Genomic DNA, 15,130 nt, shown 5'->3' with positions numbered 1-15,130 from the left:
TGGCTGGGGCAGGTGCGTGTGGGGGGCATCCCCCAGACGGGAAATCCATGATTTCCCCCATGGTGGAGAGGGTCGGGTGAGGATCACGCTGGAGGCATGACTCCACGTGCTCACTCGGATCCTCGCCCGCATGTTTCGCCGACCCGCCGCTCGTTCGTCGGCCTCGCGGCCGCGGGGCTGGTGGCGACCGCGCTGTCGCTGCCGGCGTCCGGGGCGGAGATCGCGTCGACGCGGCCGTACGCCGCCGGGGCCGCGGCCCACCTGCCCGCGCCCACGGGGCCGTACGGCATAGGCACGGTCTCGGCTCGCCTGGTCGACCCGAGCCGGCACGACCCGTGGGTGCCCTCGCAGCGGTACCGGGAGCTGATGATCAGCGTCTGGTACCCGGCGGCGTCGGGCTCCGCCGAGCACCACCCCCGGGCTCGCTACATGGCGCCGGGCGCGGCGGACCGCTGGGACGCCACGTCGCCGCACGGCATCCCGGAGGGCGCCCTCGACTTCGCGGCGACGCGCACGCACGCCCGTGAGGGGGCACCCCCCGACAGGCGGGCCGGACGACTCCCCGTGCTCGTGTACGCGGCGGGCGCGGGTGACCCGCGCACGTGGGGCACCGCGCTGGTCGAGGAGATGGCGAGCCGCGGCTATGTGGTCGTCACGGTCGACCACACCTATGAAAACCCGGGGGTGCAGTTCCCCGACGGCTCGGTCAAGGACGACGGCCCGCTGCGGAAGGAGCTGGCGGAGGCGCAGAAGAACGGCACGATGACGGAGCTGCTCAAGAAGACCCTCGACGTCCGGGTCGCCGACTCCAGGTTCGTGCTGGACAGCCTTGGTTCGCTGCCGCACGGCCTGTCCCGGGTCGTGGACCTCCGTCGCGTGGGCATGGTCGGCCAGTCGGCGGGCGGGATCGCGGCGGCGGAGACGATGTACGAGGACCGCAGGGTCAAGGCGGGCGTCAACATGGACGGCACGCTGGAATACAACCCCGAACCCGACGGCACGAACCTGCTGCCGGTCGCGCGACACGGCTTGGACCGCCCGTTCCTCCTGATGGGCCGCGAGGGCAGTGACCGCACGACCGAGCCGTCATGGCGCTCGTTCTGGTCCCACACGGCGGCCTGGAAACGCAACCTCACCCTGCGGGGCTCCCTGCACCAGACCTACACGGACCTCCCGGCGCTCCTCCCCCAGGCAGGAGTGAGCCGCCGGACACTCGAGGACCACATAGGCACGGTCGACCCGACACGGGCGGTGGCAGCGCAACGGGCCTATGTGGCCTCGTTCTTCGACCGCTGGCTGAAGGGCCACGACGACGGCCTGCTGGGGGCGCCGTCGGGACGGTATCCGGAGGTGGAGTTCGCGGGGTGAGGCACGCCCCGGACAGCACGTCCCGGACAGCGTGGGCTACGCCGGGCTCCCCTCCTGCTCCTCGGGTGTCTGCCACGCCACCCGTTCCGCGCGGGTCAGCCAGTGGTGGTACCACTCGGCGAAGGTGACTCGGGCCGTGCTGCCGAGGAACTCGTACGGAACCACGCCCTCCCCGACCGCGCGGACGTCCTGCCACATCGTGCCGCGCTCGGGGCCGGTCATCGCCAGCAACGTGTAGTAGGCGCAGCCCTGTTCGCTCACGTAGAGGGCGCCTTCGGTCAGCGAGTCGAGGAGCTCGTCGTCGCGCTTGTCCCAGGCGGTGTAGTCGGCGCGGAACCGGGCGGCCTCCTCGTCGGAGTCCCCGTAGGCCGACCGGTAGGGCTCCGCCGCCTGGTGCTCCTCCCACTCCGCCGTGCGTTCGGGGCGGAACTCCGCGGGGGTGGACTCCGCGGCGGTGCCGGGCCGGGGGTCAGTGCCGGGCGGCGCCCCTGGTTCGGGTGGGTCGATCGTGAACAGGCCGTAGTCGGGGCCGGCGCCGCCCGCCCCGACCTCCAGCAGAAAGGTCCGGTACTCCTCGGGAAAACGCACGCCGCCCTGTCGCTCCACCGCGGCGACCTGCTCCTCGGTCAGGACCGGGCGCAGCTCGAACTCGTGGCCGGACTGCTTGAAGTACGCACCGAACACCGCCCGCCGGTTCGGTGCGTCCCGCAGCGCGAGCACGCGCTCCCGAACCCCTGCCCAGACCCCGCCCACCTGCGCTCCTCCCCGTTGCCCCGTTGCCCCGTTGCGGCCGTTCCTCCGAAGGGACCGGCCTCGCTCACGGGCACCGTACGCGCTCACTCTCTCCTTCGGGTCGGGTCCCGGGGCGGGTCCCGGGTCGGGTCAGATCACGCGGAAGAGGTCGGCCGCGGCGTGGACGTCGGTGAAGTCCTCGACGACACGGAGGTTGTCGCACAGGGCGTCCAGGACCGACCCTGCCTCCGCGGCGGGCGGCGCGCCCACGGCGAGGCCGAAGACGCGGAAGCCGAGCCGGTGCTTGGCGTCGTTCCAGTCGCGCATCCACTCCTCCGTGACGTCGCATTCGTCGTCGGTGAGCAGCACGATGTCGCCGCGTGTGCGAGCGGCGTCGTCGTACTCCTCCGCCAGTAGCTCCAGGGCGGCCGACAGCGGCCTCTGGTAGCTGGTGCCGCCGCCCAGGAAGGTCTCCGCGAAGTCCACGACCCGGTCGATGTCGGCGGCCTCGTCGGCGGGGAAGCGGAAGATCCGGAGCTTGTCGGCGGCGGCGAACAGGATGCCCACGAAGTCGCGCCCTCCGTGGCGAGCCTGGTCGAGGAGTGCCAGAGCACACGCCTTGGCCCACGCCTCACGGGTGACCCCGCCGGGCCCCTCCACGTACATGGAGTGCGATGTGTCGACGCATGCGATGACGGCGCCCCGCCCGGTGGTCTGCTCGCCCTCGCTGTCGTAGAGCATCAACTGCCCGGCGGCGTAGCGGGCGGCGAACACCGCGCGCAGTGCGGGCAGTCCGAGGTTGGCGAGTTCCGAGGGGACGACGCGGGAGAGGTCGTCGCCGAGCGTGACGCCGATCAGCTCCCCGGAGGTGTGCTCCACCTTGCGGGCGCGCTCCCCGTCGGCCATCTGCCGGAAGCGGCCGATCAGTTCCGCCCACGCGGCGAGGCGGCTGGTGCGCAGCCGCTCGGCGAGCCGGGCACGACGGTCGAACGGTATCCGCTCCAACTCCCCGGACCCGACGCCCCACGCCCGCATCAGTGCCACCTCCTCGCGCACGGCTTCGGCGGCCCGCGCCCCGGCCAGCCGTGTGGCGGCCCGGATGCCGGGGGTCGCCGCTCCCAAGGCCTGGGCAGCGTCTTGCACGGCGTCCTGCGTCCGGTGGGCCTCCGCCGCCGTGTTCTGCGCCCTGTCCGCCCGCTCGGCCCGTTCCTGGGCGTCCCGGGTGCCGTCGAGCAGGCGGCGGAGTGCGGTGGCCTGCGCGAGGACGGCCATGGCGGCGGCGTAGGGGTCGCCGGCCGTCTCGCGGTGCAGCTCGGCGAAGTCCGGTGACTCCATGAGGGAGGCGATGACCCGGTGGTTGAGCATCCTGGAGAGGGTCATTTCCGTGCGCTCGCGCAACCGTGGGCGAGCTTGGTAGGCCGCCAGGAACGCGTCGGCCAGGAGGTCGGTGGCGCAGTCGTGACGCGCGCCCAGCTCATCGGCCAGTTCGCGCAGGGCGGCCGACTGCTCGTAGGTGTCGCGCCATGTGAGCCGGTCGAACCGGTCCGCGACGACGGCCGCCGTGCACCCCTCGCGGACAGGGGCAGGAGTGTCCGCACGACCCGGTGGCCGGGGCCCTCCCCTGCTCCGCGCCTCACCGTGGCCGCTCGGTGCCTCGTCCATGGTCCTGTCGGCCCTCACTCTCGCTCAGAACTGCGCCTGCACCGCGCTCGCGTCCACGCCGAGCGCCTCGGTGAGGACGCGGGCACGGACGGCGCGCTGGCGGCCGGTGACACGGTCGATGGCCGCGGTGGAGCGTCCCGCGTTCGCCGCCTCCTCGCGCAGCTGCTCCAGTCGCTGTCCCGCCGTCGCGAGCTTGTTGTGGGCCTTCTTGATGACCCAGTCGCTGAGCGCCTCGCGCGACTGCCCGGCCATCGCGTCGAGTTGGGCCTCCAGCTCCTCGATGGTGTCGGCCAGGTCGAGCGCCTCCTTGGCGTCGGGGTTGACCAGGTGCAGCACCTCGCGCTCGACGGTCGGCCGCTCGGCCGGGGAGTTCCACAGCACGTGCGTGAGCACCGACAGGTCCGTCTCGGCTACCGCCGGACGCCCGTCGAGGTACGCGGACGCCTGGAGCAGGCCCACCGCCTGCCGCCAGCGGCGGTCGGAGGCGACGAGCTCCTTGCGGCGCAGGGCGGCCCGCAACGTGCACACCGCGTCCACGATCGCGTCGGGGACCTCCACGGACGGGACGTCGACGGTCACGGCCTCCTGCAGCGCGGCCAGCTCGACGGTGGTCCGTCGGGGTTCCGCCGGGCGGCCGACGGCGGAGCGGACCAGCGAGGCGAAGTTCGAGGGGTCTTCCAGGTAACCGACCTCGATCCGGACGAGGAGCCGGTCGTAGATCGCGGCCGAATCCTCGCCGGTGGGCAGCTCGTTGCTCGCCGTGATGGCCCCGATCAGGGGGCAGTGGATCGGCTCGCCGCCGTTCTCCGGGTGGTAGATGCGCTCGTTGAGGTAGCCCAGCGTCTCGTTCAGGGCCGCCGTGGAGCACTTGAATATCTCGTCGATGAACGCGATGTGCGCGGTCGTGGCGCGGCCTTCGTAGACCTGGCGGTACTCGCCGCGGGACAGCGCGGCGACGTCGATGGGGCCGAACATCCGCGTCGGCGCGGTGAACTTCGACAGGAGGATCTCCCAGTACGACGCCCCGACGATCCTGCCCGTCAGCTCCCTGGCCAGCTCGGACTTCGCGGTGCCGGGCGGGCCCAGCACGAGGGAGTGCTGTCCGGCCAACAGTGTGACCAGCAGTGTCCGCACGACGTCGGCGCGCTCGAAGAAGCGGTCGGAGAGCTCGTCGCGCATCGCCCGCAGCCGCCCTGCGGTATCCCCCGAGCCCCGCCCGCCCGATACCCCCACGCCCACTTCCCCCGCCCCTCCCGACTCAGGAACCCCCGAACCCCCGACCCCGACAAACCGTCAACGGAACGAACCGAAACGCAGTTCCCGACGCCCCCGCCGCCCCCAGGGCCTGCGGGGCCTGCGCTGGCCCACCCCGGAACGCCCTCACCCCCACCCCCCTCCCCAGGTCGCGAAGCCCCACACACCCCCATACGCTCCCAAATGTGACGCCGTCCTCATCGACAGCCGTGCGGGCAGCAGTGGTCGCGGTGGCCGTGCTGCTCGGCTGGTTGCCGCTGCTGAGCGCCTTCCCCGCGGTCGCAGACGACCCGGTCGCGCTCTCCCGCTCCGGGCGGGTCACCGACAAGGTGGACGCGCTCGGCGACCGCGCGGACGTCACCGAGCGCGCCCTCGACCGGCTGTACGACGACCAACGCGTGCAGCTCTTCGTCGTCTACGTACGCGACTTCTCCGGTCGTTCCCCGCAGAGCTGGGCGGACGCGACGGCCGACCGCAACGGCCTCGGGCTCGAAGACGTGCTGCTCGCCGTCGCCACTCACGACCGCCAGTTCGCCTACTCCGTGGACGAGGGTTCGCGGCTCACCGACGCCCAGCTGCAGGACGTGGCGACCACCGCGATCAGGCCCGCCCTGCGCGAGAACGACTGGGCCGGCGCCGCGATCGGCGCGGCGGACGGCTACCGCGCGGTGCTCGCCGACCGCCCCGTGCCCACCCCGGCGATCACACCGGGCACGGCCGACCCCGGCGCCGACGCATCGCGGGCAGGCGACTCCGCGACAGGGGACCTGGTCCTCCCCGTGGCCGCGGCGTGCGCCGCCTGCGTCGCCGCCACCATCGCGTACAAGCGGCGCAGGAAGCGCGCCACCACCCGTACGACCCCCGGCGGCGGCCTGCGGTAGGGCGGCGCCTGCAAGCAGCTCGGTTTCGCCACGGTCCAGTTCGGTGAGGACTCCTGGGCGGCCGCCGAGGCGGTCCCTACGGAGGAGGCGGTTTCGGCAGGGGCGGTGGCGGAAGCGAGAGCCATACGTCAGAAGAGCCCTGCGTCAGAAGAGCCCCGCGTCAGAACAGACTCAGCAACGCCTCCGCCGCGTCCATCGGCTCCGTGTCCCCGTCCGGCAGCGCCAGTTCGAACCACACCGTCTTCCCGCGTGGTGTCCTGCGTGAGCCCCACGCCGCGCTGAGCAGCCCCACCAGCTGGAGTCCGCGGCCGCCCTCGTCGGTGTCCCGCGCGCGGCGGCGGCGCGGCTGTACGTAGCTCGCGTCCCACACCTCGCACACCAGCGTCCGGTCGAGCAGCAGACGCAGCCTGATGTCGCCGTCGCCGTACCGCAGTGCGTTGGTGACGAGCTCGCTGACCAGTAGCTCCGCCGTGTCGCAGAGCCGGTCCAGGTCCCAGGCACGCAGCTGGTCGCAGGCGAGTTCACGGGCGCGGCCGACCGACTTCAGGTCGCGCGGCAGCGTCCAGTCGCCGACGTGTTCGGTGGGCAGTCCTTCGACGCGGGCCATCAGGAGGGCGATGTCGTCCTCTCCGTGGTGGGTGTCCAGCGTGTTCAGGACGTGGTCGCAGGCGTCCTCCAGGGTCGTCGGCGCGTCGTTCAGGGCGCGTACGAACGCGTTCAGGCCCTCGTCGAGCGGGTGGTCGCGGGATTCGACGAGCCCGTCGGTGTAGAGCGCGAGCAGGGCGCCCTCGGGGAGTTCGACCTCGACGTCCTCGAAGGGCTCGCCGCCGACGCCGAGCGGCATGCCCGGCGGCACGTCGAGCATGAGCGCGGACTCGCCCGGCTCGACGAGGACGGGCGGGAGGTGGCCCGCGTTGGCGAACGTGCAGCGCCGCGTGACGGCGTCGTAGACCGCGTACACGCAGGTGGCCAGGTAGACCTCGCTGAGGTCGGCGTCCGCGTCGGCCGCCTTGCGGGCCCCCCTGGTGGCCCGCTGGAGCCCCGCGGGGTTGCCGAGGCCCTGGGCGATCTCGTCGAGGGCGGAGAGCACCTCGGCGGGTTCCAGGTCGAGGAGGGCCAGCGTACGGACAGCGGTGCGCAGCTCCCCCATGGCGACGGCGGCGCGCAGGCCGCGTCCCATGACGTCGCCGACGACGAGGGCGGTGCGGTGGCCGGGCAGTTCGATGACGTCGAACCAGTCGCCGCCGACCTCCGTCGCGGCGTTGCCCGGCAGATAGCGGCAGGCGATGTCGAGCCCGGACGCCTCCGGGTCGCCGGGCGGCAGCAGGGAGCGTTGCAGTATCAACGCACGCTCGTGCTCACGGCGGTAGAGGCGGGCGTTGTCTATGCAGACGGCGGCCCGCGCGGCCAGTTCGACGGCGAGCGCCCGGTCGCGCTCCCCGAAGGGCTCGCTTCCCTTCGTACGGGAGAACTGGGCGAGGCCGACCACCGTGTCGTGGGCGACCATCGGCACGGCGAGCGTCGACTGGACGAGGCCCTTGGTGAGGCGGCTCGCCGATTCGTCGTCGGCGCCCGTGACCAGGCGCGGCCGGGCCGCGCGCAGGGCGTCGGCGCAGGGTGACGTGAAGGCGAACCGATGCACGGCGCCCACGTCTATGGGCGCGCTGCCGTCCGGGAACGGGGCGTCGGCGACGGCGCTCGCGAAGGCCACGCGGCGCAGGTCCGCGCTGCCGTCGGCGAGCCCCGGCGGTGTCTCGTCGCCGTCGAGGAGGCCTTGGTAGAGGTCTACGGAGGCGATGTCGCAGAAGCCGGGGACGGCGACGTCGAGCAGTTCCCGTGCGGTGGTCTCCAGGTCCAGGGAGTTGCCGATGCGGGCCCCGGCCTCGTTCAGCAGGGCGAGGTTGCGCCGGGCGTGGGCGGCCTCTCGCGCGGCGGCGTGCCGCCGGGTCACGTCGGTGCCGAGGCCCGCGACGCCGATGGGGCGGCCCGAACCGCTGTGCACGCGGTAGAGGTTGATCGACCAGTGCCGTCGGTCGGTGCTGCCGGGTGCGGGCCCCACGATCTGCATGTCCGTCACGGAGTCGCCGGTCTCCAGGACGCGCTTCAGGGCGGCGGCCATGCGGTCGGCCTCGTGGCGCGGCAGATAGTCGTGGACGGTCCGGCCCCGCTGGTCCTCGATGCCGCCCCCGAAGACGGCGGCGAACCGCCGGTTGGCGCGCTGCACCTTCAGGTCCGTGCCGAACAGCAGGAAGCCGAACGGAGATTGGCCGAAAATGGCCTGGGACGCGGCGAGGTCGGTCTCGATCTGCCGGAGCACCTGGACGTCGACGACGATGCAGACCGCGGCCCGCTCGCCCTCCTCGGTCACGGTCGGCATCACGTACACCTCGGCGACGCCCTCCAGGCCGCCGACGCCCCGCTCGGCGGCCGCGTCACCGCCCGCGGGCGGGCCGCCCGGCCCGCCGGGCGTCAGGACGTCCTCGGGCAGCCTGAAGGGCACCACGCCCGTCCACTCGCGCCCGTCGAGGATCTCCGCCATCTTGCGGTGGCCGCCCGCGCGCAGCTCGGGCGGCACGAAGGCCTCGATGGGGTCCTTGCCGACGGCGTCCCGCGCGGCCACCCCGAACAGCCGCTCGGCGCGCACGCTCCACTGGTCGACCAGGCCGTCGGCGCCGATCGAGAACGAGGCGACCTTGATGTAGTCGTAGATCGAACCGGGTGGGTTGCTCTGCCACGTCTCGTCGACCGGTGGGTCGACGACCGGCACATCGGCGCTCGGCGCGGCGGCGTTCGGCCGGTCGCCGGCCGTCGCGTCCCCGGCCGTCGCGTCGACCGACGGACCGTCGCTCTCCGTCGCCTTCGCTGGTATCTCGCTCACGCGAACCGTCCCCTCCAGCTCACCGCGTCCGGCACCGGTCACCGCATACGGCTGCCCGCAGTATCCAGCACTACGGTGCCGCGCCACACGGCGTTCACGATCACAGCACGGACTCGACGCTTTTTGGCCCGTGCCGCCCTTGTGCAGGACGCCTTACGCACACTGCCAGTCTTCTAACCCGGCAGCGCCAGCTCGAACCACACCGTCTTCCCCGTCCTGCCCGTACGACCCGGACGTGTGCCCCAACGACGTGACGCACGGGACACCAGTTGGAGGCCGCGGCCGCCCTCGTCGTCGAGGGCCGCGGTGCGCTCAAGGGGCGGGTCGGGGAGCGGATCGGACACCTCTACGAGGAGGGTGCCGTCGGGGTCCGCGGGGCGTACGAGGCGTACGCCGATGGGCCCGGAGGCATGACGCAAGGAGTTGGTCACCAGCTCGCTCACGAGCAACACGGTGATGTCGGCGACGGACGCGAGACCCCAGTCGGCGAGCTGCTTGCGGACAACCGTGCGGGCGGTGCGGACGGCGCCGGGGTCCGCGGGGAAGGCCCACTCGGCGCAGTCGCCTTCGGTGTCGATCACGCCGATCACTTCCAGACCAGTAGCGGAACCTGCCCGGGAACCTGTCCGGTTTCATGGGATTAATGGGCACATACCCGATATCCGGGCCGCTTTACCGCGTGCGGGAGCGCACTGTGGCACGAACGGCGTACGCGGGGTCAGTGCGTGGCGTGCGGCAGGGCGAGCGCCGCTTGGACGGCCGGCACGTCGGCGGCCAGCCAGTCGACGGACCACACCTGGTCGGGGGCGAGCCAGCGCAACGCGTCGTGGTCCTGCAGGGGCCTGGGCTCGCCCGAGACGAGGCGGGCCGTCCACACGCGCAGGACGTATCCGCCCGGCAGCGGCCACTCCCCCGGAACCCGTTCTGCCGGTTCGGCCACGACACCCAGTTCCTCGCGGAGCTCGCGCACCAGCGCGTCCTCGCCCCGCTCCCCGGGCTCGACCTTGCCGCCGGGCAACTCCCAGCCCCCGGCGAGCTCCGGAGGCGCGCTGCGCCGTGCGGCGAGCAGGCGCCCGCCGTCGTACAGGGCGGCGCCCACCACGATGCGTTCGTTCATGCGGCAGAGCCTACGGAGGTCCTCGGACCCAGGTCCGGCGCGGGCCCTAGCGTCCGCTGCCGTTCTGGCTCAGCCTCTCGATCGAGTACAGGTGCTTGTGCCCGCGGTCGTGGAGGCTGTCGGCGATCTTCTGGGCCTCGGCCTTCGTCGCGTACCTGCCCACGCGATAGCGGTTGCCGTTGTCGTCCTGGCGTATCACGAACCAGGGCAGCAGAACTGTTCCGTCATTCATCGCGCCCCTCCGTTCGCCACCCCCGGCGCGCCCCACGCCTCGATCTGTAAGGAAACCGCAATCCGCATATGCCCGAGCCTACGCCCGACCTTTACGCAGCGGATACGACTTTGCACAAAGAGATACGCAAGAGGGCCGCTATCGGCCAAGACCCCGGCTACACACGCAACGGGAGGGGCGCGGGGGCCGGGCGGTGACAGCCGAAACCCGCCCCCGCGCACAAGGAGACGGGGAGCGGGCCGGGACGCGCGAAGGCGCGCGGGCTTGCGCCGGTGGGACGTGCGCAAGCGGCAGACGCGGGCGGGCCCGGGCTACCGCACGGGCAGGTGGTACGCGATGCGGTAGCGGTCGGCCGGCACCACGATGTCGGCCGCTTCCACGGGACGGCCCGATGCGTAGTACGTCCGGTGGACGACGATGACCACATGTCCTGGGACGCCGCCGAGCGCCGTGAGCTCCTCCGCGAGGCCGGGGCGGGCGCCCACCTCCTCCGCGACGTTGTCCACGATCACATCGATGGCCGCCATCCGGTCCACCACTCCGCAGCCGCCCAGCGGCCCCTCCTCGGGGAGCATCACGGGCGTGCGTCCGGTGACGGCCAGGGGCTCCCAGGAGGTGGAGAGCATCATGGCCTCGCCGGCGTCCCGGAAGACGTACTTGGTGCACATCACGCGGTCGCCGACACGGATGCCGAGGCGCTCCGCGATCGCGGCGTTCGCCTCGATCTGCTCGCTGCGGGACTCCCAGGTGCCACGCACGCCGTCGGCCGCCTGCTCCTGACGGAAGGGGGTCGAGCCGCCGTTCACCGCGCGGTACCCGGTGCGGGCGATCTTGCGCGGGACGGGGCGCTCACGCACGTAGGTGCCCGATCCGGAGCGCCCCTCGACCAGGCCCTCGGCCATCAGGACCTTGCGCGCCTCCAGGGCGACCGTGTCCGACACCCCGTACTCCTCGCGGATTCTGGCCTGCGAGGGAAGGCGGGTGTGCGGCGGCAGCGAACCGTCGGCGATCTTCTTGCGGAGATCACCCGCGACCCGCAGATACGCCGGCTGTTCACCGAAAGTCACTGGCCACTCCCATCAGGTTGACAGACAGCAACAGCGTGGCAACCGTGGGTTGTTGCGTGCAACCCAAGGCCAAGGAATCACCCGAAGTGATGATTTCTAGCGGCGCAGGTCTTTACGCAGGACCTTTCCCCGGATATAGCGAACGGCCGACGACCTTGAGGAAACGTTCGGTCGCCGCCCGCGCGATCTGACTGCCCCAGCCTCCCCAGTTCACGTCGAAACAATGGTCGGCCCACGGCAGTTCGACGTACGTCGCCGGGGCACCGGCCTCCTTGAGGCGCCGGGCCAGCTCACGCGCCTGCGCGACCGGCACCGCGCGGTCCGCGCTCCCGTGCAGGAGCAGCGTCGGCGGCACGTCGCCCCGGACGAGCCGGGCGGGCGAACCGAGACGGTAGCGGGCGGGGGCGGTGGCGGCCGAACCGCCCATCAGGCGCGGCATCATGGGGTCGCGGCGCAGTGCCGTGCCCGCGATCAGGCGACGCATGTCGGTGGGCCCGTAGAGGGAGAGGACCCCGGCGACCGAGCTGTCCCGCACCGCGCAGGACGCCGGGACCCTGCCGTCGCCGTCCGTGTAGGCGGCGGCGAGCGCGAGGTTGCCGCCGGCCGAACTGCCCGCGAGGAGCAGGCGGCCGGGGTCGATGCCGTACACGCGCGCGTGCCGCCGCACCCAGCCGACGGCGCACTTCACGTCGCCGATCTGGTCGAGCTGGGTGGCACGGGGCGCGAGGCGGTAGTCGATGTCGAAGACCGACCACCCGCGCGCGTTGAACCAACGGTTCCATTCGGGGGTCTGGTTGCGGTGGCCCTTGTTCCAGCCGCCGCCGTGCACCCATACGACGGCGGGCCTGCGTCCCTCGGCCCGCTTGGGCAGCGCCCACAGGTCGAGCCTCAGCTTCAGCCCCTTGCGGTGCGCCTTGTCACCGCGGCCCACGCGCGCGTAGGTGAGGGTGCGGGCACGATCGGGCACTCTGGCGTAGTTGACGCCGTCGAAGTACCGCGCGGGGGTGAGGCCTTGCCCCTGCTGCCGCGCGGTGTCGTACGCGGCGGCGTACGGCATCACTCCGTAGACGAGGGCCGCGAAGGAGGCGAGCGCGGCGAGCCCGGCGCACCAGGGGTGACGTCGCCCCGCGAGCGCGGCGCCCGCGAGGCCGAGCAGCCCCGGCGGCAGCAGCAGGAGCCCCCAGGAGGTGATCGCACCGGCGACGAGCACCAGGAGCGGGACGCGGGGCAGCGGGGCGGCGACGAGGACGGCGAGCGCCGCGTTCAGCAGACCGGTGGCCAGGAGCAGGACCCGGGCCACGGCGGGCGGCGGCACGACGGACGTCACGCCGAAGAACTATCACAGAAGCATACAAAAGCCTCTTAGGGTGACTGTTCAGGCCCCGCTCACAGTTCAGGCCTCGCTCACACCGCCTCGCTGTCCCCGCCCTCTCCGTGGTCCTCATCGAGGCCGGTCTCCGGGCCGTCCCACGGAGTCGCGTCACGCGGCGATGTCGTCCCCAGGTGCAGGGACCTGCGAGCGGGGACGGCGCTCTTGTCACCCATTTTCTGGAAGCCCGCTACGTAGTGCTTGTTGAAGGTGTCGGCATCGGAGGCCTCGGCCGCCTTCGCCCACTCCTTGCGGCCCTTCTCGATCTCGGCGACGAGCTTGTCGATGTGCTTCTGTGTGCCCGTCGGCCAGTCGTGCGCGCGCAGCTGCCGTGCCTGTTCGGCGAGGGCCTTGTCGACGCGGGCGGCCCACTTCTTGTGGCCTTCGAGGTCATCCTCGAACCGCTCCGTCGCGGGCGCGTCCATATAGACCTCGTCGACGGCGCGGTCCGCCTTCACGTAGGCGAGCTGGTCCGCGTCGAGCGTCGTCGCGTCGCTGCGCATCGACCCTTCGAGCGGCTCCTCCGGGTCCATGGCGCCGAAGATGCACGTGCCGTGGCGGTCGCCGTGGCGCCAGGTGGTCCGGTCGGGCATGAAGTAGTAGATCTGGGCGCCGTCGAAGTCGGCCCAGGTGTCCATGACGTACGCCCACTGCAGGTCGGTGCACTTGGACTCGGCGAGGTCGATCATGGCGTCCTCCCCCGGATACTCCTTGTTGGTCACGCGGAACGACGCGAAGACCTCGCCGTCGTGCTTCCCGGAGCACGGGACCTCGTCCACCTGGCCGGTGTACTTCATGGAGTCGATCTCCCCGTCGGGCGCGTCGAAACAGCCGCCCTTGTCGACCGGGAAGCCGTCACCGCTGTACCGGGACTCGCGGGCCGCGTCCTTGAACCCCTCGGCGAAGTCGCGGGCGGCACCCGTGGCGACGGAGAGCACGAGCAGCACGATGCCCACCACGGAGAGGATGCTGCCGGCGATCGCCAGGCCCTTGCCGCGCTCGCCCTTCTTCTTGATCTGCGCGAGCCCGACGAGACCGAGGACGAGGCCGACGGCGGGCACGAAGCAGAAGATCCCGAACACGAGCGACGCGATCGCGAAGCCGTTCACCGGCGGCCGGGAGTACGGGGAGTACGGGCCGGGCCAGGGCCGATACGGCAGCTGTCCGTGCGGGGGCGGCGGTATGTCCACGGGTAGCGTGCTCCTGGATTCTGGTACGGGTGGTGCCGGGTTCGCACTAGGTGGTGCTGGGGTCGTGCGGAGAGCCTGGCGCATCGTAATCGGGGCGGGGGATAAAAGGTAATGCAGCGGCAAAGCTCAACAACTCGGGCAGCCATGCGGGGAACCGTGCGGGCCGTCAACCGCCTGACCGCGAAGTGGGCCGCCACGGAGTCCGCCGACCGCGGCACGGTCTTCTCCGCGCCCGGCGTCTGGCCCCTTCTCGCGTTCCTCGCCGACGGCGCGACCGGCGCGGCCCGCGCGGAACTCTCCGAGGCGGTGGGCCTGCCCGCGGACGAAGCGGCGGCGGGCGCGCGGGAGTTGCTGGCCGCGCTGGACCGCGTACGCGGCATGGACGCGGCCCTCGGCCTGTGGACCAGGCGCACCCTGACCCTGCGGGAAGCGTGGCGCGACGGGGTGCCGGTGGACGCGCTGGGGGTGCTGACCGGGGATCCGGCGGCGGACGCGGCGGCGCTCGACGCGTGGGCGGCGGAGCGGACGGGCGGGCAGATCCGGCAGCTGCCGGCCCATCCGGACGAGAGCACGGAGTTCGTCCTGGCGAGTGCGCTGGCGCTGCGGACCGAGTGGCTGCGGCCCTTCGACGAGGGCTGGATGATCCCCGAAACGGGACCGTGGCAGGACCGCACCCTGGCCGGGCTCCACCGGTCGACGTCGCTGCTCGACCGCGTCGGCGTCGCACAGGCCGCCGCGGGGGCCGTGACCGGGCTGAAGGTGCTCGGCAGCACCGGGATCGACGTCCACCTGCTGCTCGGCGAGGATCACATGGGGCCTGGGGCGGTGCTCGGCGCGGGCGTGGACGCGCTGGCGCGCAGGATCCCGGTGGTACCCGGAACCCACCTGCCGTACGGCGAGGTCGGCCCCGGCCTGGAGGTCCGCAGAGTGCGCTCCATGTCGCCGCGCCCGCCGACGCTGCACGTCGCCACCGTGGCGTTCACGTCGACGTCGCGGCACGACCTGATGGAACGGCACGAACTCTTCGGCCTGACCACCGCGAAAAACGCGAGTGATACGACGGCCATGGCGGAGGGCCACTTCCCGGGGATCGCGGTCGAGCCCCTGGCACTGCGGAAGGGCGAGCAGACGGCGACCGCGACGTTCGGCGCGCTGGGCTTCCGGGCCGCCGCCGTCACGGTCTTCGCGGCGATCGGCGCGGGCCTGCCCGAGGAGCGCTACATCACCACCGACGTGAACGCCACCTTCGACCGCCCCTTCGGTTTCCTCGCCGTCCACCGCACGTCGCGCCTCGTCCTCGCGGCCGGCTGGGTCACCGACCCGGAGCCGTACCGCGAGGACGAGGATCACTGAGCTGCTGCAGAGGTCGAACCGTCAGGG

At 72.4% G+C, this 15,130-nt stretch carries 13 protein-coding genes; 3 read left to right on the top strand and 10 right to left on the bottom strand.

Annotated elements, in window-relative coordinates; translation table 11 throughout:
- Nucleotides 1-96 precede the first annotated feature (96 nt).
- Nucleotides 97-1,368 carry an alpha/beta hydrolase family protein gene (locus tag DEJ49_RS23810; protein WP_150186016.1) on the top strand — a complete coding sequence of 424 codons (1,272 nt, stop codon included), beginning with the start codon at nucleotides 97-99 and terminating at the stop codon, nucleotides 1,366-1,368.
- Nucleotides 1,369-1,404: 36 nt separating this feature from the next.
- Here the strand turns inward: DEJ49_RS23810 and DEJ49_RS23805 are convergent, their stop codons facing one another.
- The 3 genes from DEJ49_RS23805 to DEJ49_RS23795 form a co-directional block, all read right to left on the bottom strand.
- The gene (locus DEJ49_RS23805) at nucleotides 1,405-2,121 is read right to left on the bottom strand and encodes an SMI1/KNR4 family protein (RefSeq protein ID WP_150186015.1); all 717 of its coding nucleotides are present in this window, start codon (nucleotides 2,119-2,121) and stop codon (nucleotides 1,405-1,407) included.
- A 129-nt stretch (nucleotides 2,122-2,250) separates the two neighbouring features.
- On the bottom strand, nucleotides 2,251-3,762 hold the full coding sequence (locus tag DEJ49_RS23800) for a VWA domain-containing protein (RefSeq protein ID WP_150186014.1): 1,512 nt from the start codon (nucleotides 3,760-3,762) through the stop codon (nucleotides 2,251-2,253).
- Between the two features lie 24 nt (nucleotides 3,763-3,786).
- Nucleotides 3,787-4,941, bottom strand: coding sequence for an AAA family ATPase (locus DEJ49_RS23795; RefSeq protein WP_190329425.1), 1,155 nt, complete (start codon nucleotides 4,939-4,941; stop codon nucleotides 3,787-3,789).
- 260 nt (nucleotides 4,942-5,201) lie between these two features.
- Between DEJ49_RS23795 and DEJ49_RS23790 the strand changes: the two genes are divergently transcribed.
- Nucleotides 5,202-5,897, top strand: coding sequence for a TPM domain-containing protein (locus tag DEJ49_RS23790; RefSeq protein WP_150186012.1), 696 nt, complete (start codon nucleotides 5,202-5,204; stop codon nucleotides 5,895-5,897).
- Nucleotides 5,898-6,057: 160 nt separating this feature from the next.
- Here the strand turns inward: DEJ49_RS23790 and DEJ49_RS23785 are convergent, their stop codons facing one another.
- From DEJ49_RS23785 to DEJ49_RS23755, 7 genes are all read right to left on the bottom strand, one after another.
- On the bottom strand, nucleotides 6,058-8,775 hold the full coding sequence (locus DEJ49_RS23785) for a SpoIIE family protein phosphatase (RefSeq protein ID WP_411757191.1): 2,718 nt from the start codon (nucleotides 8,773-8,775) through the stop codon (nucleotides 6,058-6,060).
- Nucleotides 8,776-8,948: 173 nt separating this feature from the next.
- Nucleotides 8,949-9,365: an ATP-binding protein gene (locus tag DEJ49_RS23780; protein ID WP_150186010.1), complete on the bottom strand. Its 417-nt coding sequence runs from the start codon at nucleotides 9,363-9,365 to the stop codon at nucleotides 8,949-8,951.
- A gap of 128 nt (nucleotides 9,366-9,493) precedes the next feature.
- Nucleotides 9,494-9,892, bottom strand: a complete 399-nt coding sequence (locus DEJ49_RS23775) for a (deoxy)nucleoside triphosphate pyrophosphohydrolase (RefSeq protein ID WP_150186009.1) — start codon at nucleotides 9,890-9,892, stop codon at nucleotides 9,494-9,496.
- Between the two features lie 46 nt (nucleotides 9,893-9,938).
- Nucleotides 9,939-10,124, bottom strand: coding sequence for an SPOR domain-containing protein (locus tag DEJ49_RS23770; protein WP_150186008.1), 186 nt, complete (start codon nucleotides 10,122-10,124; stop codon nucleotides 9,939-9,941).
- A gap of 311 nt (nucleotides 10,125-10,435) precedes the next feature.
- Nucleotides 10,436-11,191 carry a GntR family transcriptional regulator gene (locus DEJ49_RS23765; protein ID WP_150186007.1) on the bottom strand — a complete coding sequence of 252 codons (756 nt, stop codon included), beginning with the start codon at nucleotides 11,189-11,191 and terminating at the stop codon, nucleotides 10,436-10,438.
- A 112-nt stretch (nucleotides 11,192-11,303) separates the two neighbouring features.
- Nucleotides 11,304-12,518, bottom strand: coding sequence for an alpha/beta hydrolase (locus tag DEJ49_RS23760; protein WP_150186006.1), 1,215 nt, complete (start codon nucleotides 12,516-12,518; stop codon nucleotides 11,304-11,306).
- Nucleotides 12,519-12,595: 77 nt separating this feature from the next.
- A complete protein-coding gene (locus DEJ49_RS23755) occupies nucleotides 12,596-13,750 on the bottom strand; it encodes a DUF4190 domain-containing protein (RefSeq protein ID WP_223832966.1) in 1,155 nt (384 codons plus the stop codon).
- Between the two features lie 144 nt (nucleotides 13,751-13,894).
- Here DEJ49_RS23755 and DEJ49_RS23750 point away from each other — a divergent pair, with 144 nt between their 5' ends.
- Nucleotides 13,895-15,103, top strand: a complete 1,209-nt coding sequence (locus DEJ49_RS23750; protein ID WP_223832965.1) for a serpin family protein — start codon at nucleotides 13,895-13,897, stop codon at nucleotides 15,101-15,103.
- The last annotated feature ends 27 nt before the right edge of the window (nucleotides 15,104-15,130 follow it).

Origin of the sequence: Streptomyces venezuelae, from assembly GCF_008642335.1 — a bacterium.
In the GTDB taxonomy this organism is placed as follows: domain Bacteria; phylum Actinomycetota; class Actinomycetes; order Streptomycetales; family Streptomycetaceae; genus Streptomyces; species Streptomyces venezuelae_F.
This window is presented reverse-complemented; position numbering and strand designations above follow the sequence as displayed.

Excerpts from the sequence above, each read along its gene's own strand:
- DEJ49_RS23775 (WP_150186009.1), bottom strand. The coding sequence starts at position 9,892 with ATGAACGAACGCATCGTGGTGGGCGCCGCCCTGTACGACGGCGGGCGC.
- DEJ49_RS23770 (WP_150186008.1), bottom strand. The coding sequence starts at position 10,124 with ATGAATGACGGAACAGTTCTGCTGCCCTGGTTCGTGATACGCCAGGAC.
- DEJ49_RS23810 (WP_150186016.1), top strand. The coding sequence starts at position 97 with ATGACTCCACGTGCTCACTCGGATCCTCGCCCGCATGTTTCGCCGACC.
- DEJ49_RS23800 (WP_150186014.1), bottom strand. The coding sequence starts at position 3,762 with ATGGACGAGGCACCGAGCGGCCACGGTGAGGCGCGGAGCAGGGGAGGG.
- DEJ49_RS23750 (WP_223832965.1), top strand. The coding sequence starts at position 13,895 with ATGCGGGGAACCGTGCGGGCCGTCAACCGCCTGACCGCGAAGTGGGCC.
- DEJ49_RS23795 (WP_190329425.1), bottom strand. The coding sequence starts at position 4,941 with ATGCGCGACGAGCTCTCCGACCGCTTCTTCGAGCGCGCCGACGTCGTG.